The organism is Tannerella forsythia 92A2 (genome assembly GCF_000238215.1).
GTDB classification, from domain to species: Bacteria; Bacteroidota; Bacteroidia; order Bacteroidales; family Tannerellaceae; genus Tannerella; species Tannerella forsythia.
The window spans coordinates 1,533,227-1,554,033 of sequence record NC_016610.1 but is presented as its reverse complement, the minus strand read 5'-3'; the positions used below and the strand labels follow the sequence as shown (position 1 = coordinate 1,554,033).

The 20,807-nt window shown below is 50.2% G+C and carries 22 protein-coding genes; 10 read left to right on the top strand and 12 right to left on the bottom strand.

Annotated elements, in window-relative coordinates:
* Nucleotides 1-7 precede the first annotated feature (7 nt).
* The 8 genes from murI to ribD all read right to left on the bottom strand — a co-directional run bounded on the left by murI (nucleotide 8) and on the right by ribD (nucleotide 8,887).
* A complete protein-coding gene (gene murI / locus BFO_RS06300; protein WP_014224807.1) occupies nucleotides 8-835 on the bottom strand; it encodes a glutamate racemase in 828 nt (275 codons plus the stop codon).
* An 83-nt stretch (nucleotides 836-918) separates the two neighbouring features.
* The gene (locus BFO_RS06295) at nucleotides 919-1,413 is read right to left on the bottom strand and encodes an OmpH family outer membrane protein (protein ID WP_014224806.1); all 495 of its coding nucleotides are present in this window, start codon (nucleotides 1,411-1,413) and stop codon (nucleotides 919-921) included.
* Between the two features lie 64 nt (nucleotides 1,414-1,477).
* Nucleotides 1,478-1,996, bottom strand: a complete 519-nt coding sequence (locus BFO_RS06290) for an OmpH family outer membrane protein (protein WP_014224805.1) — start codon at nucleotides 1,994-1,996, stop codon at nucleotides 1,478-1,480.
* A gap of 81 nt (nucleotides 1,997-2,077) precedes the next feature.
* Nucleotides 2,078-4,780 (bottom strand): BamA/OMP85 family outer membrane protein, encoded by a 2,703-nt coding sequence (locus tag BFO_RS06285; protein WP_014224804.1) that lies wholly within the window; start codon nucleotides 4,778-4,780, stop codon nucleotides 2,078-2,080.
* Between the two features lie 12 nt (nucleotides 4,781-4,792).
* Nucleotides 4,793-5,539 (bottom strand): isoprenyl transferase, encoded by a 747-nt coding sequence (locus BFO_RS06280; protein WP_041590731.1) that lies wholly within the window; start codon nucleotides 5,537-5,539, stop codon nucleotides 4,793-4,795.
* Nucleotides 5,540-5,554: 15 nt separating this feature from the next.
* Nucleotides 5,555-6,274, bottom strand: a complete 720-nt coding sequence (gene porG / locus BFO_RS06275) for a type IX secretion system protein PorG (protein WP_014224802.1) — start codon at nucleotides 6,272-6,274, stop codon at nucleotides 5,555-5,557.
* Between the two features lie 69 nt (nucleotides 6,275-6,343).
* Nucleotides 6,344-7,702 carry a DUF6242 domain-containing protein gene (locus tag BFO_RS06270; protein WP_046472582.1) on the bottom strand — a complete coding sequence of 453 codons (1,359 nt, stop codon included), beginning with the start codon at nucleotides 7,700-7,702 and terminating at the stop codon, nucleotides 6,344-6,346.
* A 111-nt stretch (nucleotides 7,703-7,813) separates the two neighbouring features.
* Nucleotides 7,814-8,887 (bottom strand): bifunctional diaminohydroxyphosphoribosylaminopyrimidine deaminase/5-amino-6-(5-phosphoribosylamino)uracil reductase RibD, encoded by a 1,074-nt coding sequence (gene ribD / locus BFO_RS06265; protein ID WP_014224800.1) that lies wholly within the window; start codon nucleotides 8,885-8,887, stop codon nucleotides 7,814-7,816.
* 61 nt (nucleotides 8,888-8,948) lie between these two features.
* Here ribD and prmC point away from each other — a divergent pair, with 61 nt between their 5' ends.
* From prmC to BFO_RS06250, 3 genes are read left to right on the top strand one after another with little or no spacing between them, the layout of a single operon-like run.
* The gene (gene prmC / locus BFO_RS06260; RefSeq protein ID WP_041590729.1) at nucleotides 8,949-9,803 is read left to right on the top strand and encodes a peptide chain release factor N(5)-glutamine methyltransferase; all 855 of its coding nucleotides are present in this window, start codon (nucleotides 8,949-8,951) and stop codon (nucleotides 9,801-9,803) included.
* Nucleotides 9,788-10,303 (top strand): regulatory protein RecX, encoded by a 516-nt coding sequence (locus BFO_RS06255; RefSeq protein ID WP_014224798.1) that lies wholly within the window; start codon nucleotides 9,788-9,790, stop codon nucleotides 10,301-10,303. Before prmC ends, BFO_RS06255 begins: the two co-directional genes overlap by 16 nt.
* Entirely contained in the window at nucleotides 10,284-10,973 is a 690-nt protein-coding gene (locus BFO_RS06250) for a ComF family protein (protein WP_014224797.1), read from the top strand. Before BFO_RS06255 ends, BFO_RS06250 begins: the two co-directional genes overlap by 20 nt.
* 89 nt (nucleotides 10,974-11,062) lie before the next feature.
* On the opposite strand, the gene groL is transcribed toward BFO_RS06250, so the two are convergent.
* Both groL and BFO_RS06240 read right to left on the bottom strand, forming a co-directional pair.
* Nucleotides 11,063-12,700: a chaperonin GroEL gene (gene groL / locus BFO_RS06245; protein ID WP_014224796.1), complete on the bottom strand. Its 1,638-nt coding sequence runs from the start codon at nucleotides 12,698-12,700 to the stop codon at nucleotides 11,063-11,065.
* Nucleotides 12,701-12,748: 48 nt separating this feature from the next.
* Entirely contained in the window at nucleotides 12,749-13,018 is a 270-nt protein-coding gene (locus tag BFO_RS06240) for a co-chaperone GroES (RefSeq protein ID WP_014224795.1), read from the bottom strand.
* 319 nt (nucleotides 13,019-13,337) lie between these two features.
* On the opposite strand from BFO_RS06240, the gene BFO_RS06235 reads away from it, so the two are divergent.
* The 7 genes from BFO_RS06235 (at nucleotide 13,338) to BFO_RS06205 (ending at nucleotide 18,055) form a co-directional block, all read left to right on the top strand.
* Nucleotides 13,338-14,402: a DUF2027 domain-containing protein gene (locus BFO_RS06235; RefSeq protein ID WP_014224794.1), complete on the top strand. Its 1,065-nt coding sequence runs from the start codon at nucleotides 13,338-13,340 to the stop codon at nucleotides 14,400-14,402.
* 4 nt (nucleotides 14,403-14,406) lie between these two features.
* Nucleotides 14,407-14,880: a CYTH domain-containing protein gene (locus tag BFO_RS06230; protein ID WP_014224793.1), complete on the top strand. Its 474-nt coding sequence runs from the start codon at nucleotides 14,407-14,409 to the stop codon at nucleotides 14,878-14,880.
* Nucleotides 14,881-15,139: 259 nt separating this feature from the next.
* Nucleotides 15,140-15,280, top strand: coding sequence for a hypothetical protein (locus tag BFO_RS15590; RefSeq protein WP_157755299.1), 141 nt, complete (start codon nucleotides 15,140-15,142; stop codon nucleotides 15,278-15,280).
* A 312-nt stretch (nucleotides 15,281-15,592) separates the two neighbouring features.
* Nucleotides 15,593-16,156 (top strand): elongation factor P, encoded by a 564-nt coding sequence (gene efp, locus BFO_RS06220; protein WP_014224790.1) that lies wholly within the window; start codon nucleotides 15,593-15,595, stop codon nucleotides 16,154-16,156.
* A 44-nt stretch (nucleotides 16,157-16,200) separates the two neighbouring features.
* Complete coding sequence (radC, locus tag BFO_RS06215; protein WP_014224789.1) at nucleotides 16,201-16,908, top strand: RadC family protein; 708 nt, start codon at nucleotides 16,201-16,203, stop codon at nucleotides 16,906-16,908.
* 65 nt (nucleotides 16,909-16,973) lie between these two features.
* Nucleotides 16,974-17,291 carry a metal-sulfur cluster assembly factor gene (locus tag BFO_RS06210; protein ID WP_014224788.1) on the top strand — a complete coding sequence of 106 codons (318 nt, stop codon included), beginning with the start codon at nucleotides 16,974-16,976 and terminating at the stop codon, nucleotides 17,289-17,291.
* 77 nt (nucleotides 17,292-17,368) lie between these two features.
* Nucleotides 17,369-18,055: a UDP-2,3-diacylglucosamine diphosphatase gene (locus tag BFO_RS06205; RefSeq protein ID WP_244262961.1), complete on the top strand. Its 687-nt coding sequence runs from the start codon at nucleotides 17,369-17,371 to the stop codon at nucleotides 18,053-18,055.
* Nucleotides 18,056-18,129: 74 nt separating this feature from the next.
* Here BFO_RS06205 and BFO_RS06200 read toward each other — a convergent pair whose 3' ends face one another.
* Complete coding sequence (locus BFO_RS06200) at nucleotides 18,130-18,597, bottom strand: hypothetical protein (RefSeq protein ID WP_014224786.1); 468 nt, start codon at nucleotides 18,595-18,597, stop codon at nucleotides 18,130-18,132.
* A 2-nt stretch (nucleotides 18,598-18,599) separates the two neighbouring features.
* Entirely contained in the window at nucleotides 18,600-20,804 is a 2,205-nt protein-coding gene (locus BFO_RS06195) for a peptidase domain-containing ABC transporter (protein ID WP_014224785.1), read from the bottom strand.
* Between the last annotated feature and the right edge of the window lie 3 nt (nucleotides 20,805-20,807).

Genomic DNA, 20,807 nt, shown 5'->3' with positions numbered 1-20,807 from the left:
ACTCGGATTATCCCGGCAGGGCAATCTGTTCTACCGTATCAATGGTTTGCTTCAGGAAGAGAGAGGCTGCACCCATAAACCGTTCGGCCGACTCGGTGGTCTGAAACCGGCAATGTGTCCCTCTGCTCAGTCGTGCATCCATTTCGGGATGGCGTCTCAGGTAATCCTTCAGGCTTGCAGCCACCTGTTCGCCTTGGGAGAAGAGGGTGATGCCGGCCGGCAGGTATCGGCGTATCTTATCGATCAGCAACGGGTAGTGCGTGCAACCGAGAATGATCGTGTCGATCCGCTCATCCTTTGCCAGCAGACGGTCGATATGCTGCTTGACGAAGTAATCCGCGCCGGGCGAATCGAACTCGTTGTTTTCGACTAACGGCACCCACATAGGGCATGCTTCGCCGACGACCGTAACGGACGGGAACAGCTTGTTCAGCTCTAACATGTACGACCGTGAAGCAATCGTGCCGGTTGTCCCCAGCACCCCGATATGTTTTGTCCGGCTGAGGCTGTCTACGACCTCCACCGTCGGGCGGATGACGCCGAGCACACGCCGTGCAGGGTCGTCCCAACAGGGCAAGTCACGCTGCTGAATCGTTCGCAGCGCCTTGGCCGATGCCGTGTTGCATGCCAGAATGACGAGCGGACAACCTTCGTCAAACAAGTGCCTTACGGCTTCGCGCGTAAACTGATAAACCACCTCGAACGAGCGCGTACCGTATGGAGTCCGTGCATTATCGCCCAAATAGATATAGTCGTAGTCGGGAAGCTCCTGCCGGATTTTCTCGAAGATGGTCAGTCCGCCGTAACCCGAATCAAATAGACCGATTGCCTTCATCCTTCCTATAAAAAAAGAATGCCGTTCGCACCCGTGGCGAAGGCATCCTCCTTTTCCATTATGATTATACGAACCTTAAAACGTTATTTAATACCGAGTTTAGCTTTCACAAAATCGGTCGCATCAACCGCATCATTCCCCTTGTAAAGCAATACTTGCGGGTTCAGTATGTAGGTGTATCCTTTTTCATCGCCCACCGCTTTGATGGCATCCTGCATCTTTTGCTGGATCGGAGCATACAGTTCCTGCTGTTTCTTCTGCATCTCCTGCTGAGCCACCGGTACGAAGTTCTGAATACGGGTCTCCAGATCCTGAATCTCCTGCTGACGACGCAACTTAATGTTTTCCGTCAACGAATCCTGCTGCGACATATATTCCGAATACTTCTTCGTGTATTCGTCCTGCATCGTCTTAAATTCCTTTTCATACTGTTCGTTGAGCGTTGCCAATTGTTTTTCGACTGCAGAAACTTCCGGCATGATATTGAAAATATCGGCCGTGTTCACAATCGCGATTTTGTCCTGTGCAAAGACTCCTAACGGAAGGAGCATAAAAATCAGCACGATTAACTTCTTCATTTCTCTATGATCTTTATAAAATTAAATAGTTCGTTTTATCCAACAAGCGTCCAAAGGTACGAATTTATTTCGAATATCCCAACTTCGTCAACACTTCGTTACTGATGTCTATTTGAGGCGAAGCGAAGATCACGCTGCCGGCCGAAGCGCGGTCGACGACCATTTGATAACCTTTGTTCGAAGCGATCTCTTTGACGGCATTGTAGATCTCGTCCTGAATCGGTTTCATCAGGCTCTCGCGTTTCTTATACAGTTCGCCGTCGGCTCCGAAATATTTCCGTTTCAGCTCCTGCGCCTGCTGTTCTTTTTTCACAATCTCTTCCTCGCGCTTCGTCTTCATCTCGGCTGAGAGAAAAACAAGATCGCTCTGGTAGGTCTTGTACATGTTTTGAGCTTCCTGCTGAATGGCTTCGATTTCGTTCTGCCATTTCTTTGAAAGCTGTGACAACTGTTCGTTCGTCATTTCATACGCCGGAATATTTTTCAGAATATATTCCATATCGACGAGTGCGAATTTCTGTGCCATTGATGCTACCGAGCATAACAGCGCCATGCTTATGAGCAAAATACTTTTTCTTTTCATAATCCTTATCCTTAAAAAAATGATCTGTTCCTGTTGACTCTAAAACTTGCGGATGGTTTGATTTGTACATTCTAAATTACGTTAAAACTCTTGTCCTAAGATAAAATGGAAATGACTTCCGCCGGTTTTATGATACCCGTAAGGTTTGTCGAATCCGTAAGCCCAATCGATGCCCATCATCCCAATCATCGGGAGGAAGATACGTACGCCGACACCGGCCGAACGTTTTAGATCGAACGGATGAAAATCTTTCACCGTTTTCCATGCATTTCCGGCTTCCACAAAAGCCAGTCCGTAAATTGTGGACGACGGTTCCAAAATAAATGGATAACGCAATTCCATCGACAGACGTGAATACGCATAGCCCTCGGGGACTTGCTCGTTCTGACCGGCCAACGACATGTTATCGTATCCGCGCAGAGCGATCATCTCCGTTGCATAATAGCTGGAGTAGCCGGTCATCCCGTCGCCACCGACCTGAAACGTTTCAAACGGCGAGATTTTGTTCTTGTTGAAATACCCCAAAAAGCCGTATTCCACACGCGACATCAAGACGGGCGTACGCTTCGGACCGTTGTTTTGCGGCAGCGGGGCGAGTGGGAAGAAAACCTTACCTTGAAATTTCCATTTGTGGTATTCGATGAGTTTATGCTTCTCTGCAGGGTCGGTGATCTTGGCATAATCTTTTCCGTCGAAGAGCGAATAAGGCGGAGTCAGCGAAACGGAAGCAACGAACTGTGAACCGTAACGCGTGTACAACGGGTTATCGACCGAGCTGCGTTGCAGACTCAGGTCAACACTGATTTTGTGACAAACGCCATCCTTGATCAGGAAGTAGCGATCCCAATTTTTCAGGCTGTACAACTGGTAATTCAATGTCAGCATGGTGTAGAAATAATCGTCCGGCCAACTCAAACGCTTTCCGAAGCCCAAATTGATTCCAATCATTTGCATGTATTTATCGGGGTCGTAAGCCGATTCGTAGAAACCGGATCCTCCATCGCCATAATATCCCGAACGGCCTCCGTAATAGCCACCCATATAAGGATTAAACCTCGACAAGCGATCATTGAGGAAGCGATTGTTGAAGTCCGTAATCTTCGAATAATAGGCGCTTGCCGAGAACGTATTGGGGCGTTTGCCTCCGAACCACGGATCAAGGAAAGAGATGCTGTACGACTGGAAGTATTTCCCGCTTGTCTGCCCGCTGATGGTGAACGTCTGCCCTTCGCCCTGTGGGATGATCCCGCGATATGTACCCGGGTGAAAAAGATTCTTCACCGAGAAGTTATTGAATTTCAAACTCACCTTTCCCAAAAGTCCGGTCGGACCCCATCCGGCCGAAAGCTCGACCTGATCATTGGCTTTTGAGGTCAGGTTATATCGGATATCTACCGTTCCGTTGTCCGGGTTGGGAATCGGCTCGGGATTCATATTTTCCGGATCGAAGTGTCCTGTCTGTGCAATCTCGCGTGCAGAACGAATCAAGTCTTCACGACTGAAGAGTTGTCCCGGCTTCGTACGTAATTCCCTGCGAATGTTGTTTTCGTACAAGCGGTCGTTTCCGTTGATGATGATCTTGTTGATCGTTGCCTGCGGCCCTTCCTGAATACGAATCTCGAGCGAGATGGAATCGTTATCGACTTCTACTTCCACCGGGTCGGCATAGAAAAAGAGATACCCGTTATTATAATACACGTTTGAAACGGCATCATCGTCGGACTGCAGGCGCTCCTGCAACTTTTTCTGGTTGTAGACATCGCCGGCTTTCATGTTCAGCAGGGTCGCTAATTGTTCGGTCGGGTATTTCGTATTTCCTACAAACTGGATATCTTTCAAGTAGTACTTGTGCCCTTCGTCGATAGTCAGGTAGATGCTTATGTGTTTATCGCTGATGGTTACGATGCTGTCTGATACGATCGTCGCATCGCGGTAACCGAATTCGTTATACTTGTCGATGAGGTTCTTCTTATCGTTCTCATACTCTTCGCTCGTGAATTTCTTCGTGCTGAAAAGTTCCATCCAGCTGAGCCGAAAGCGTTTGGAAAGATCGAATTTCTCGTTTGTCTTTTTCATTGCCTTCTTCAGCGTGAAATCCGACAGCGCTTCGTTGCCGATAAGATGAATCTCCTCTATTTTCGTCTTTTGGTTCTTGTCGATATTTACTTCGAGTATGACTTCGCCTTCTTTTGATACATCGTTGCGCTGCACCATGTCGACCTCAATGTTTTTAAAGCCTTTGGCATCAAAGTATTTTTTGATAAGCGTCTCCGCACGGTCTAAGACATTCGGCGTAATCTGATGTCCTTTACGCAAGCCGAGTTTTACTTCCAAATCTTCCCGTTCGCTTTTTTTCACGCCGTTATAATGAATTTCGGAAATACGCGGGCGTTGTTTCAGGCGAATCTCCAACCATACTTTGCCGTCCTCGATACGGGAGGCCAGGATTTTGACATCCGAGAACAGTCCGTGTTTCCAAAAACGCTTGACCGCTCCCGTTATCTCATCGCCCGGAATCGATACCTCATCCCCGACAGACAGACCGGAGAAGCCGATCAGCACGAAGTCGTCGTAGTTTCTTGCGCCCGTCACCTGAATACCGGCAATCGTATAACGTTTCGGGGTGAGTGAATAAGAGACGTCAGGCACTTCGCCTTTCGATACGGTGTCTTTTACCTCCGACGGGATCAGGTCCGACAGTACGGTGCCGTTTATTTGCGCCGTACCTCCCCACACCGTCACGCCCAACAGGGCTGTCATTAGCAAGCGTATTTTTTTATACATACACATGGTTCGTTATGATTGATTTAATTGATCGCTTGTCTTGCCGAAGCGCCGCTCGCGCTGCTGGTAAGACCGGATGGCCTGATAGAATTCTTCTTCTCTGAAATCAGGCCAGTATATCTCGGTAAAATAAAGTTCGGCATACGATAACTGCCACAGTAGAAAATTGCTGATGCGCTGTTCTCCTCCGGTGCGAATCAACAAATCCGGATCGGGGATGTCGCGTGTAGTCAGACGGCTTGCAAAAAGCTCTTCCGTTACCTCTTCGGCGCGGAGTTGTCCACAGGCGGCTTCTTCGGTCAGTGCTTTTACAGCGTGCAGAATCTCCCAGCGCGACGAATAGCTTAAGGCCAGCACTAAGGTGGTACCCGTGTTGACCGACGTTTGGCGCAGACACTCGTCGAGTGTTGTCCGTACCTCGTGGGGCAGACGATCTAGGTCGCCGATAGCCATCAGGCGCACGTTATTTTTCATCAAGTCCGGCGTCTCCCGGTGAATGGCTGCGACCATCAGTCCCATCAGTGCATGCACCTCTGCTTCGGGACGGTCCCAGTTTTCCATAGAGAACGTGTAGACCGTCAGGTACCGTAGCCCGAGGGTTGTCGCTGCTTCCACCACCTTACGCACGGAGACGACCCCTTCGCGGTGGCCTTCGCTTCGGTCTTTCCCGCGCTCTTTCGCCCACCGGCCGTTCCCGTCCATAATAATTGCCACGTGCTGTGGCAAGCGGTCTCTGTCGATCTGTTCTATCACTGACATCTTTTTTCTTTCCGTCTAATGTTTCGATAATCCCATCAATACATCAATGCCTTTGGCGCTGTTGCATTTCCGGTTGCGTGGACCGAAATCCCACGTTAAGAACAGTGTCATGAGCGTATACCAATCCTGATTCTTCATCACACTGCTCTTTATCTTGTAAGGAGCATTTAGCTCCTTGTTATCTAATCCGTCACCAAACAACTTGCGGACAGAAATTTCCATGCCGAGGTTGACCCGGTTCTTTAGTTTATATTTCACTCCTGCACCGATCGGGATATTCAGGCCGGCAAATGTCCCGCCGTCCCCCGGAGCAACCGTGCCACCGACTCCGAACAGCAGATAAGGGGCGATCCGTCTCGTATTTAAGTACGGAAACTTATCGCTGTAGGGAAAAAAATTGAACTCGAACTGTCCTCCCAGATCGAAGACGTTTCGTGTAAACGACGTCTGCAATCCGTTGGGGAATACATTCTCAAGTCCGTTCGTGCTGCCCGATAACTGCGCCCAAGTCAGATTCCCTTTGAAGGCGATCCGAAAGTTCGCATTATACCGAAACATCATTCCGATCGACGGATTGAGTCCTTTCAGCACCGCATTCTTATTGGCGTCGCCCATATAAAACGCACCACCGCCCATCCCTCCGATTTCGTATCGGTATTCCTGTGCATACAGTGCCCCTATCGGAACGGTAAGCAGAAGAACGGTCAGCCAGCGTCGAAAAAAAGTGATTGACATTTCTTTTGTTATTACAGTCATTACCTTTCTTTCTAACGTGAGAAACCGTACAAAATTATTTCCCGTACCTCATTCCTTGAACCCTAAACGGTTTATACGTCCACGCCACAACTCATCGAGTACAGCGCGATCATGCTTTTCTTTTCCGCCGAAAAGCAGCATGTAGTTATCTTTGTCTACCAATAACGAAGCATAGCCTCGCGGTTGGAAGGTTTCAGGCAGTACAATCAGCTTATTGACCAGTGTCCATGACAGTCCTCTGTTTGCCGAGCGATAGATTTTTCGGGAGGCTGTCTTCGAAGCATTGAAACCGCCGATCAGATAAATTTGATTGTCGTAGAAGGAAACGGCAGCGCCTTCACACGGCTCTATACCTGCTGTGGTGGAGTGATTCAAGCTTACCCATCTCAGTCCGTCGGTTGTTTCCCACGAGAGATTACTTAATTCGCCGTTTCGTTTTTTTCCGGCGATAACGAGCAAGTGACGGTAGAAAACCGCCTCGTAACCCACTGTCCCGAATCCTTCGAACGGGAACGCTTCCGGCACCGTTTCTCCGGTCGTCCACTTCCCTTTGGCATTCATCGACGCAAAGTGCCATGAGTCACTATTCTTTACGATGGCGGCCAGCGCCGAAGGACGTGATGACTGTGTCACCGAATCGACGACGCCCAGCAAAACCTTTATTTCAGGGGCTCCGCCGACTATCGACCAGTCCGTGCCATTATCCGAGCGGTACAGCAACCCGTCTGCAGCAGGTGCGTAAAGGGCTTCTCCGTAAACAGTTATTTGACTTAGGACAAGCGTCTTTCCGGAAAGACCGTTGAGTGAGGAGGCGATCCATGTTTTGGCGTCATCCGACTGATAGAGTAGATCATTTCCGGCCTTGCGTACAAACATCCGGTATTTGCCTCTCCACTCCAATACGCGCTGCTCTTCTCTTTCCGTGTCCAGCAGTTTTTCCGTTCGCAACCATGTCATCGAGTCCGGTTTTTGCTGATGGACATTCAATTTGGCCGTATACGTTTTTACGGATTTGCCGTTGTAGGAATAGACATCGAAACGGATGGGTTTCGAAAGGTCGAGCGAATCGGAACCGTTCCAGTTCTTTCTTTCTTTCGTCGTTTCCTGATATACTTCGACAGCCGAAGGAGGCGGTCCGTCATACTTCACATTGCAAATGATTTTGCGGTTGATGACGGTCCCGTAAGGCATGGAATCCCGGTTGTATATTTCGCCTTTGATCTGGTCAATGGTAAAGACCACCTGTGCCAAGCCGCGAATGGAGTCGTTCTTCAACGAAAAAGAAGCGATCTGGCAGTTATCCTGCACCCAATTGGGTACTTCGAGTTCTTTATTATTCAAGCAAGAAGACAACAAAAGAGCCGCCATACATGCGGCTGTTCCTGATTGTAACCTGTTCTTTTTCATTGACACAATTATTATGCTGTAAAATTAGAGCACAAAAGTAGAAATTTTTTTTCTTTGCCGCCTACATCGGATCGGTTTTATAGAATTTTAGTGTCCCCTTCAGAGATTTGTTTAGAAATGCTTATGCGTGAATATGGCAAGGGTATGTCCTGCATCTTTGCCGGAACGTATCGGTCGTTCCCCTTCCCACACGGCACCGTTTGCCGATCGGATATCGGCGGCCTTTACACCTCTTCCGAGTACAACGGGCGTCGTTTCGATTCGCGCCTCGTCCCACAGTCCCAGCTCCATAAAACGACGATGCAGCAAGGCACCGCCCTCGACGAGCAACGACTGAATCTGCTTCTCATGGAGCGACAGCAATATTTGTGGGATGAGCGGTGCTGTAACGTCGAGCGGCAGATACTCGGTTTGCCCTTCTACGCCGCTTTTCTGCGCATTGTAAACGAGGGTGCGTACAACCCCGTCGAACAGGGTAGCCGAGGTCGGAACACGCAAGGTGCGGTCTGGCAAGACACGGACAGGATGTTTTCCCGCCCAATGACGTACGGTCAGCGAAGGATTGTCAAGATAAGCCGTACGGGTACCGACCATAATGGCATCGACCTCGGAGCGGAGTTTGTGTACCATGCGTACCGTAGTCGCGCATGACAACCACGCAGCCGGCACTGAGGCATCCGTCCGGAGACGGTCGAGAAATCCGTCGGCACTTTGCGCCCATTTTAAAATGACATAAGGGCGACGATGGGTCTGAGCAGTCATAAAAAAGCGGTTCAGATGAAGAGCTTCCTTTTCCAGTACCCCTGTTTTTACGTCAATCCCTGCTTCTTTCAGCCTCCGGACTCCTTGTCCCGAAACGGCAGGAAACGGATCGGTGCAGGCAATGACGACACGGGGTATCCGTTTGCGGATAATCAGTTCGGTGCAAGGCTGCGTCTTGCCGTGATGTGAACAAGGCTCCAGATTGACGTAGAGCGTAGAATCTCTCAACAACGCCTCATCGCGCACCGAAGCGATCGCATGTACTTCAGCATGGGCTCCGCCAAACTGCCGATGATACCCTTCGCCGATGATGCGTTCGCGGTGCACCACCACCGCGCCGACCATCGGATTCGGCGCTACCATGCCTGCTCCGGCGGCTGCCAGCATCAAACAGCGCTCTATATATTTTTCGTCCGTATCCATTTGATCTGTGTCAAAAATTCCGTACCTTTGTCATTATTTATTTTATTTCGATGATCGCGTCATGCAAGAAACAATAGACTACATCAAGATAAGCCTCAGAAGAATGTTTTATTCGGTGGAAGAGGCTCAGTACCTTGCCCGCTTGATTCTCGAACGTATTTGCGGTCTGACGCCAGCCCAGCAAATTATGTGCAAAGATAAGCAAATTAGTGAGACGGAGAAAGAAGCTATCCGGGAGGTGGTGGAGCGTCTGTGCTGTGCGGAGCCGATACAGTATATTTTCGGAGACTGTGAGTTTCACGGACTTCGGTTCGAGGTGAACCCCTCGGTACTGATTCCCCGTCCCGAGACGAGCGAGCTGGTGGAACTTATCGTCCGTCATCATACCGAAACGGGACTGAAGGTACTTGATATCGGTACCGGAAGCGGATGTATCGCCGTCTCTCTGGCAAAGATGCTGCATAAGGCTACGGTTACGGCCATCGATATTAGTGATGATGCATTGGTTGTTGCCCGACGCAATGCCGAAGCCCATCAAGCCGATATCCGGTTTCTGCAAGCCGATATCCTGTCCGAATCGCCTTTGGACGAAATATCCCAGCCAGCCTTCGACGTGATCGTCAGCAATCCGCCCTATGTAACGATGGAGGAGAGATTCCAGACGGAAGCCCGTGTCCTCTTTCATGAGCCTTGGGAGGCGTTATTTGTCCCTGATGACGATCCGTTGCGTTTCTATCGGCATATCGCAGCGCATGGGCGAAGATGGCTGTCGGAAGGCGGACGATTGTACTTTGAGATCAATACGGCTTACGGAAAGCAGCTCGTATCGTTGTTGCAGGAAACGGGCTACCGAGATATCGAGATTGTCCGTGACATATCCGGCAAAGAACGGTTCATACAATGTTCGAAAAACTGAAGGAGACAGAAACAAGGGATGAAGCCGAAATGTTGCACCGCGCGGCGGCGTATTGCTCCATAGCTGAGCGTTGCATCTACGATGTGCGTAAGAAGATCGCGAGTGCCGGTCTTTCGCCCGAAAGCGAAGAGCGTATTATTGCCCGCCTGATCGAAGAGAAATTTATCGACGAAGCCCGTTTCTGCCGCTGCTTCGTCAGCGATAAATCCCGCTTTAACGAGTGGGGACGGATCAAAATGAGCGGTGCATTGAGGCGGAAAGGCATTGCACAGAGTTTGATAGATGAGGCATTGAGCCGGATCGATGAAGACGATTATCGACGTATCTTGACGGAATTGCTCATACGCAAGAAACGTACGGTGCGGAGCGTGTCGGACACGGATTTGTTTGTAAAACTCTGCCGTTTTGCGGTGAACAAGGGATATGAACAGTCATTGGTTGTTCAATGTGTCAAGAAGTTATGTCAAGGGGGCCGTTTTGATGACGACGATCTGGAATGACTTGCTGGACTTGTTTTATCCGCGCCTCTGTCTGCTTTGTAAAAAAATGCTCTTGGCGGAAGAGCGACAGCTCTGCCTGCACTGCTTGTGCGATCTCCCACGAACATACTACCATCGGCGTGATGACCATCCTCTTCTTCCACTCTTTGCCGGTATCTCCTCGTTGCAACATCTGACGGCTTTTCTTTTCTACGAAGAAGGAGGTCGGGTACAGTCATTGATTCACTCATTCAAATACCGAGGCAATAAACGATTAGCCGAGAGGTTAGGACGGATGGCCGCTCGGGAGTTACAGGCCGACGGCTTTTTCCGCAACATCGATGTGTGTGTTCCCGTTCCTCTTCATCGGCGGAGACAACGGAGGAGAGGTTACAATCAGGCGGAATGGATTGCACGCGGCCTGGCGACAGTATATCATTGTCCCGTCGATACCCAAACACTTGTTCGTGCAGTCGATACCGAGACACAAACGCACAAGTCGGCTTACGAACGGCGTATGAATGTGGCCGAAGCCTTTTGTCTTTCCCGGCCGGAACGGTTGGCAAACAAGCACGTGTTGCTTGTCGACGATGTTCTCACTACGGGCGCTACACTGCTTTCGTGTATAGACTGCCTGATGCGAATACCCCATATCAGCATCAGCGTATTTACGCTGGCTTTTGCGTTATAATAGAAAACTGCCCCTTCCGAAACCAATGGCTCCGCGGGGGGCAGTCTTTTCGAATGCTCTGTTTTATTGATCTGTGAATTGAACGGGAATTACATCATTCCGCCCATGCCACCCATGCCCGGGTTCATCGGGGGGGGGGCCGGTGTCTCTTCCTTCTTATCGGCTACGACGCATTCGGTGGTCAGGAACATGCCGGCAATCGATGCGGCATTCTCAAGGGCGATACGTGTCACTTTGGCAGGGTCAACGACTCCGGCCTCAGAGAGGTCTTCGTACACATCGGTACGAGCGTTGTATCCGAAAGCACCTGTGCCTTCTTTCACTTTCTGCACCACTACCGCACCTTCCTTACCGGCGTTGTTCACAATCTGACGCAACGGCTCTTCGATGGCGCGTTTCACAATCTCGATACCCGTCGTTTCGTCTTCGTTCTCTCCCTTGAGGCCTTCGAGTGCCGGGATCGCGCGAAGATAAGCGACTCCACCGCCGGGCACCGTACCTTCTTCGATCGCGGCGCGGGTAGCATGTAAGGCGTCGTCTACACGGTCTTTCTTCTCTTTCATTTCCACTTCCGAAGGAGCGCCGACGTAGAGCACGGCGACTCCGCCGGCCAACTTCGCCAAACGTTCCTGCAACTTCTCCTTGTCGTAGTCCGATGTCGTTGTTTCGATCTGTGCCTTGATCTGGCCGATACGAGACTCAATAGCAGCCTTGTCGCCGTTCCCTTTCACGATCGTCGTATTGTCTTTGTTCACCGTGACCTTGTCGGCCGACCCGAGCATATCCATCTTGGCATCTTCCAGTTTCATGCCTTTTTCTTCGGTAATCACCGTTCCACCTGTTAAGATGGCAATATCTTCGAGCATAGCCTTACGACGGTCGCCGAAGCCCGGAGCCTTCACGGCGCACACTTTCAAACCACCGCGCAGACGGTTCACCACAAGCGTAGCCAACGCTTCGCTGTCGATGTCTTCGGCAATGATCAGCAAAGCACGACCCGACTGAACCACTTGCTCCAGGATGGGAAGCAGGTCTTTCAGCACTGAAATCTTTTTATCGTAGATCAGAATGTACGGATTTTCGAACTGTGTTTCCATCTTTTCCGTATCGGTCACGAAATAAGCGGAGATATAACCGCGATCGAACTGCATACCTTCCACAACCTCCACGGTCGTTTCCGTTCCCTTGGCTTCTTCTACCGTGATGACGCCTTCTTTCTTCACCTTCTGCATCGCTTCGGCAATCAGCTTACCGATACCCTCATCGCCGTTTGCCGAGATTTTAGCCACATGCTCGATACGGTCCATATTCGTACCTACCGCTTCGGACTGCGATGCGATGCTTTCTACCACTTTCGATACGGCCTTGTCGATACCGCGTTTCAAGTCCATCGGATTAGCCCCGGCCGTTACGTTCTTCAATCCTACGCCAATGATGGCTTGCGCCAAAACGGTAGCAGTTGTCGTACCGTCGCCGGCTTTGTCGTTCGTCTTCGAAGCGACTTCCTTCACAAGCTGCGCCCCCATGTTCTCGTACGGACAAGCGAGCTCTATTTCTTTCGCCACCGTTACACCGTCTTTGGTGATTTGCGGAGCACCGAATTTCTTTTCGAGGATCACATTGCGACCTTTCGGACCTAATGTTACCTTAACGGCATTTGCCAATTCATCCACACCTTTCTTCAAAAGGTCGCGGGCATTCATGTCGAATTTAATTTCTTTTGCCATGATATCTTGTTGTTATTTTTTTAAATCGTTTATGTTTCGTTGAGTGAATCAAATGATAGCCAAAACGTCGGACTGACGCATAATCAGGTATTTCTCTCCGTTAAGTTCGATTTCCGTACCGGCATATTTGCCATACAGTACATGGTCTCCCTGGGCCAATACCATTTCTTCGTCTTTCGTACCCTTACCGACTGCGATAATTTCGCCTTTCAACGGTTTCTCCTTGGCCGAGTCAGGAATAATGATTCCGCTCGCCGTCTTTTCTTCAGCTTCTGCCGGCTTAACCAGCACTCTGTCTGCTAATGGTTTAACATTCATGTTTCTAAGTTTTAATTCGTTTGTTCAATCTATCTATAATATAATTTGTTTTTGCCTTCGCATTTGATTCGTTACGAATATCATGCCAAAGATTTTCGGCACCCCCGAATCTGACATTTCTGCAGATGACATGTCAGCACATGTAAGTATTTAGTGACAAAATGTCGGGTATCATCCGGTTTTGTCACCCTTTCTTCAAGACGTCAACTTTAGGTTCCATAATCCATACGTACGGAAGAATGTTAAAAAACCACTTCTCTTTTTTTCTTTACTTCGTGTTTTCTCTCTATCTTTGACAACTCGAATAGATACAAAAACAATGATAAAAAAAGGAGATAAGGTACGTTTCTTGAGCAGCGTGGGCGGGGGCATCGTCAGAGGGTTCCACAATAAGCATACGGCGCTGGTGGAAGATGAGAGCGGGTTTGAGTTTCCCGTTCCGGTGAGCGAATGTGTGGTGGTGGATGAAGGCGGAGGCACAGCCCGTAATTCTCGCTCCGCAGGCGAAGAACGCTCGTCGGCAGTACAACCGGTAGAACTATCCGTACGTAAGGAGTCGGAAGAATATCGGGTCGAAGAGACACCCGAAGGCGAACGCCTCAACCTGTCAATCGCTTACTTGCCGGTAAACCCGAAGAACCTCACATCAAGCGGATACGAAGCGTATTTGGTGAACGACAGCAACTACTACTTGTTTTATAATTATATGAATGCCTCGAACCGGAGTTGGACAAGTCGTTCGTCGGGAATCATCGAGCCTAATACACGCATTTTTATGGAGGAGTTCGGTAAGGAGGATTTGAACGACCTGGAACGAGTCTGTGTGCAACTGATTGCCTTCAAGAAGAAGAAACCGTATGCGCTGAAAAATGCGATGTCGGTAGAGCTTCGGCTCGATACGGTCAAGTTCTACAAAATGCACTGCTTCACTCCGAATGATTTCTTCGACGAGGATGCGCTGCTTGTCTCTGTCGTACGGAACGACGTGCCGGAGCGTCCGCTGCTGATTTCCGCCACAGACCTGCAAGAGGCGATGATGCAGAAGAAACGCGACGACCGTCGCAAACCTCAACCGGTATCCAAACCGAAAGTGCCCGAAGCTCCGATACTCGAGATCGACCTGCATATCTCCCAGCTCCTCGACGACACGACGGGCATGAGTGCTTCGGATATGCTCAACTATCAGCTCGATAAGTTTCATGCCGTCATGCAGGAGTATGCTGGGCAGAAGGGGCGGAAGATCGTGTTTATACACGGTAAGGGCGAAGGCGTGTTGCGTGCCGCTATCGAGAAAGAACTGAAAACGCGTTACAAATCGTGCGACTATCAGGATGCTTCGTTTCGTGAATACGGATTCGGGGCTACGATGGTCAAAATACGTTGAGACGATGGGATTGGAAGTTGAACGCAAGTTTTTGGTGCGGGGCGATTTCGAGCCGATGGTGTCTCGTCGCAGCCGGATCGTGCAGGGGTATCTGTGCTCGGACGAGGTGCGCACGGTGCGGGTACGCATCTGTGGCGACGAGGCTTTCCTGACAATTAAGAGCGCTACGAACGAACGCGGATGGAGCCGCTACGAATTTGAACAGACGATACCGCTCGCCGATGCCGAAGAACTGCTGACGCTTTGCTGCTCGGGTGTAATCGAGAAGGTGCGGCACTGGATCCCCTTTGCCGGCCATACGTGGGAGGTCGATGTTTTCTATGGCGACAATGCCGGCCTCGTCATGGCCGAGATTGAGCTGCCTTCGGAAGACGAACCATTCGAGAAACCCTGCTGGGTGGGCGAAGAAGTCAGCGGCGACCCGCGTTATTATAACGCCATGCTCTCCCGCCACCCTTTTTCGCAGTGGGAAAAGTAGTTGAGATGTTGAATTGTTGAGGGGTTTAGATGTTTAGTTGTTGAGGGGTTGATTTGTTTGCTGACCGCTGAACACTGACTGCTGTAAAAGCCCTGAAAGGGCGCATTAATTCAGCCCAATGTGTAGCGAAGCGAAGCGTTGGGAAAACAGGCGACCCCCTCAGCGGAGGGCTGAAAGCCTGACATAATTTAATTGTTAATTGTTATGCGTGGTACACGCCGAATCATGTATTTAGAAAATAACCATTAACAATTAACCATTGACCATTCATTTCGGCGTTCGTCCATGGGCCTCGGGCGGTGAGCCGACGGAGCAGCGAGCAGGGCGAAAGAAAATCAGGCTGTCCGAGCGAAGCGAGTTGCCTGATTTTCATATCTGCGAGCGTTGCAACGGCGTGTGAAGCGCACGAAGCCTTGACCTTTTGGTTACTTTTGGGTCAAGCCAAAAGTGACGGAAAAGAGATTCTTCGCTTCGCTCTGAATGACAAAAGACCGAACGCAAATGACGCAAATGTTGTTCCGGCGGGCGAACACAAGGTTCGCCCCTACATTCATAAACAACTCAACGAATCAACATCCGAAGGACTGACCACCGAATAACCATTGACAATTAAATTACGCTGACCGCTGAAACGTTTGCATCTTTGGTCGGAAAAGCGTATTTTTGCAGCCGGTTTATTCTGAACGATTTATATTAACAAAGAAACATAAAGATGATTAACTCACAAGACATTAAAAAAGGAACGTGTATCCGCCTCGACGGAAAACTCTATTTTTGTATCGACTTCTTGCACGTAAAGCCCGGAAAAGGCAATACGATCATGCGTACAACGCTGAAAGACGTCGTGAAAGGCAACGTCATCGAACGGCGTTTCAACATCGGCGAGAAGCTGGAAGACGTACGTGTGGAACGGCGCCAGTATCAATACCTTTATCAGGAAGGAGGCGAATATATTTTTATGAATCAGGAGACCTTTGAACAGATACCCATTGCGCATGACCTGATTAATGGGGTCGATTTCATGAAAGAGGGACAGATCGTCGATGTTGTTTCCGATGCTTCGACCGAAACCATTCTTTTTGCCGATATGCCGATCAAGGTGCAATTGGCCGTGACATATACCGAGCCGGGCCTGAGAGGAGATACCGCAACGAATACGCTGAAGCCTGCGAAGGTAGAAACCGGAGCGGAGGTACGCGTGCCGCTGTTTATCAACGAAGGCGATATCATCGAAATCAATACGCAGGAAGGTTCGTATACCGGTCGGGTGAAATAATCGACACTCCTGCAATCGTTTCGATATAGTACATGTAGTCGGCGATGGACGAGCGACTTCGCATCAAGGAGTTGGCAGCGGAAGACCGCCCGCGCGAGAAGATGCTCCTCAAGGGAGCTTCTTCACTGAGCGATGCGGAGTTGATCGCCATACTGATCGGTTCGGGGAACAGTCAGGAAACGGCCATACAGCTTGCTCAGCGCATCCTCAACGGTGTCCGGAATAACCTGAACGCACTCGGTAAACTGACGCTCCGTGAGCTGATGACCTATAAGGGTATTGGCGAAGCAAAGGGGATTACCTTGCTTGCAGCCATGGAGCTCGGGCGAAGAAGGGGATTATCCGAGCCGCCCGAACGTCTCGCGATCCGTTCCAGTCAGGATGCTTTCCGGCTGTTTTATCCCGTGCTGTGCGATCTGCCTCACGAAGAATTGCGGGCAGCATTTATCAGCCGCAGCGGGAAAGTGATTGAGCAGACAGTCATCAGCCGGGGTGGAACGAGCGAAACCGCTGCCGACCTGCGCATCGTGATGAAAGGGGCGATCAGTACGCTGTGCTCCGGTATTGTCCTGTGCCACAATCATCCGTCGGGGAACATACAGCCCAGTCCGCAGGACGACCGGCTTACGGCTCGTTTGCAGAAAGCGGCGCAACTGATGGATATCCGTTTACTCGACCATATCATCATCAGCGACAAATCTTATTATAGCTATGCCGACGAAGGCAAACTTTCCGGCAACCTTCCGGCGTAGAAACCCTTCTCCTTCGGGAAAGAGCGCGAAGGAGAAGTACCGTTAAAATTTAAATACAGGAACAGATGGAAAATGAATTTCTGAAGACGGAAGAAGAAATCGTGAAGATGTTGCGAACGGTCTATGATCCGGAAATTCCGGTCAACATCTACGATCTCGGACTGATATACAAAGTAGAGGTGGATGACGGTCGGAACGTGGAGATCGACATGACGTTCACCGCTCCCAACTGCCCGGCGGCCGACTTTATCATCGAAGATGTACGCCAGAAAGTCAGCTCGATCGACGGTGTACGGAACGCACAGATCAACATCGTCTTCGAGCCGGAGTGGAATAAGGACATGATGAGCGAAGAGGCCAAGCTCGAACTCGGCCTGTTGTAATCTTGCACCGGAAAACCGTGAAGAAGATTTATTTCGCATCCGACATCCATCTCGGCAACCGCTATTCGAGCGACCCGATGGCCGCCGAGAAACGTCTCGTCCGATGGCTCGACGAGATTAAACACGATGCAGCAGCCGTGTATTTTCTGGGCGATGTTTTCGATTATTGGTACGAATACAAATACGTCGTGCCGCGCGGACACGTGCGTTTTCTCGGTAAGATCGCCGAAATGAGCGATCTCGGTGTCGAAATACATCTCTTTATCGGCAATCACGACATCTGGATGTTCGACTACCTGCCGCAGGAAGTCGGAGCCGTCATACACCGCAAGCCGATCGATACCGAGCTGTTGGGCAAACGTTTCTTTCTCGCACACGGCGATGAGGTCGGTTATCAACCTTTTACATATCGCGTTATTCAGCGTATCTTCCGCAATCGGCTGTGTCAGATCCTGTACGCCGCCATCCATCCGCGGTGGACTTTCGGCTTTGCCCGTCGCTGGTCGCTCAGCAGCCGTAAGAGCGGGCTGGCCGCCGAACGACTCGCTGCCGCACAGGCGCGCAATATCCAATCGCTCGAAACCTTCGCGAAAGAATATCTTCCGACGCACCCGGACACGCGTTTCTTCCTCTTCGGTCACCTGCACCTGATGGTCGACAAACCCATTACCGACCATGCTCGCCTGATGATTCTCGGCGACTGGATGCAATTCTATTCCTATGCCGTCTGGGACGGTCAGCTGCTCGAATTGAAACAGTATTGAGGCATCTCTCCCTTTTTTCAATCGGGGAAAGTCTATTTGGGCCTCACGTTATCCGCCCGCAATTCATATCGACATCATCTTCCTCTTAGTGATTGTAAGAATCGGTTAAATACAGACATGTCCGAAAGGATAATGCGTCCTTCCAATACATCGCCCGACTGCATGGTGACCGTCGGAGGGAAAGCGATCCGCACTTCGCGCCGGCGACCATCGCTACGTGCAGGGACAGTCGAGATATGCGAGACGGTTGCTTCCGGCGAACCGGACAGCGGGTCATGAATCATTACCCGGTTTCCTGTTTGCATCAATGGAATCCGGTCTTTAGGTACAAGAGCAAAGCCATAGACCGTATCACTCGATTGCTCGATGACGATATGTACCGGAATCGTTTCACGATACGGGATATACATCGACAGCATGCACAATGCAGCCAGTGTCACGCCGATGATCACTGTGCCATAGCGGAGTAATACAGGGGGAATCTGTCCGATAATGTTACGGACTTTCTCGCTCCGCAATTCGATAGGTTGCCGTTCTTCCATGTTTACTTTCCCAACTCTAACTGGTTACGTACTAATTCATAATACCGTCCTTTCCGGGTGGTCAGTTCGGCATGCGTACCGGTTTCCGCTATTCGTCCACCTTCGAGCACGACAATCCGATCGGCATGCTTGACGGTGCTCAGGCGATGTGCTACCACAACAACCGTCTTGCCTTTGTAAAATTCCGACAGATTCTCTACGATCACTCGTTCGTTATTCGCATCCAACGCATTCGTAGCCTCATCCAGAAAGACAAACGGCGGGTTCTTGTACACCACTCGCGCGATCAGGATACGTTGTCGCTGTCCCTGACTGACCCCTTGCCCATCCTGCCCGATTTTCGTATTATATCCTAACGGCAAGCCTTCGATATACTCGGCAATATGGGCCGTTTGGGCGGCATGACGCAGACGGTCGGTATCGATCTCATCGTCCGAGACCGCGATATTGCGGGCAATCGTATCCGAAAACAGGTATCCTTCCTGCATCACCGCACCGCATTGCGTGCGCCACCATGCGGGATTGAATTGCGACAGATTCTCACCGCCGACGAGCAGTTCGCCTTCGTTCGGCATGTAGTATCCGAGCAGCAATTTGATCAGGGTCGTTTTGCCACTTCCGCTGGCCCCCACGATAGCCGTGACCTTCCCCTGCGGGATGTGCAGGTCGATGCCTTCCAGTACATAATCCGGCCGGGCGCCATCGTATCGGAAGCAGACATTACGAATGTGTATATCCGTCTCCACATCACGCGGTAAAGCAGCTATGGAACGGCCCGTGCCTTCGTCGTTCTGCTGCGTATGGATCTCATTCATGCGATCAAGACTGATGCTGACATCCTGCCATTGGTAGATAAAACTCATCAGTTGCTCTACCGGACTGTTGAGCTGTCCGATGATATATTGGATCGAGAGCATCATACCCAAGGTCAGGCTGCCATTGATGACAGCCGTAGCCGCTAATACCGTTACAAGAATGTTCTTCAACTCATTGATGAAGATACCGCCTGCCTCCTGATTCTGCCGCAGGTTGAGCGATTGCATGTTCACATCGAACAGGTCGGCCTGTACGTCTTCCCATTCCCATCGCTTACGCTGCTCACAGCCTTGCAACTTGATCTCCTGCATACCGGTAATCAATTGGTAAACGACATTACGGTTCATCCCCTGCTGTTCGAACATCTTATAATCGAGCAGACGTCTTTTCTTCAGAAATATCCGTATCCATAACCCATAGAAGATGCTTCCGGTGATGAAAACGGTAAAAATCGGAAGATGGTAGACAAACAGTACGATCGAAAAGATTATAAAGGTAAAGACAGAGAAAACAATCGAGATTGTTTGATTGGTCAGGAAGTTTTCGATGCGCCGATGATCTTCGATGCGTTGCAGCAAGTCGCCTGTAAGCTTGGTATCGAAAAACTTCATCGGCAGCTTCATCAACTTGATAAAGAAATCGGAGATCAGTGAAACGTTGATGCGCGTACTGATGTGCAGCAGAATTTTCCGACGGATAAAGTCGATGGCTGTACGACTGAAAAGCAGTACCATCTGTGCGATCAGCACCAACCAGATAAAGCCGATATCCTTGCCTTGAATCCCCGTATCGACAATGGCCTGCGTGAGGAACGGAAAAATAAGTTGCAGCAGGCTGCCGATAAACAACCCCAACATAAGCTGTCCGAAGAAACGCTTATATTTGATCAGGTATTTCCAGAGGAAGCGGATACGGTTTTCCGAGGGAAGCCTGTCGCCCTCCTGTTCGTAAAATAACTGTGTCGGTTCCAACAGCAAAGCGATGCCTTTCTCTTCGCCTCCGGTGCAGGTACTGATCCAGTGCCGGCAGAACGCTTCACGCGGATAGGTAACGAGCCCCTTGCTCGGATCAGCGACCGAAACGGTGTATTCTTTCTTCTTTTTCCGGATGGCATATACTACGACAAAATGCTCCTGATTCCAATGCACGACGCATGGAAGCAATGCTTTCTCTGCCAATTTGTCGAACGTCAGCCGTCCTCCCACGGTGCGAAAACCGATCTGTTCGGCTGCTTTGCTGATACCTAAGAGCGACACTCCTTCACGCCCGATAAAACATTGCTCGCGCAGATGATCCAGCGTATAATGTCGCCCGTAATGTGCAGCAATCATGGTCAGGCACGCCGGCCCGCAATCCATCGCATCGGGTTGTTTGACAAAGGGGAAAAGCATCTG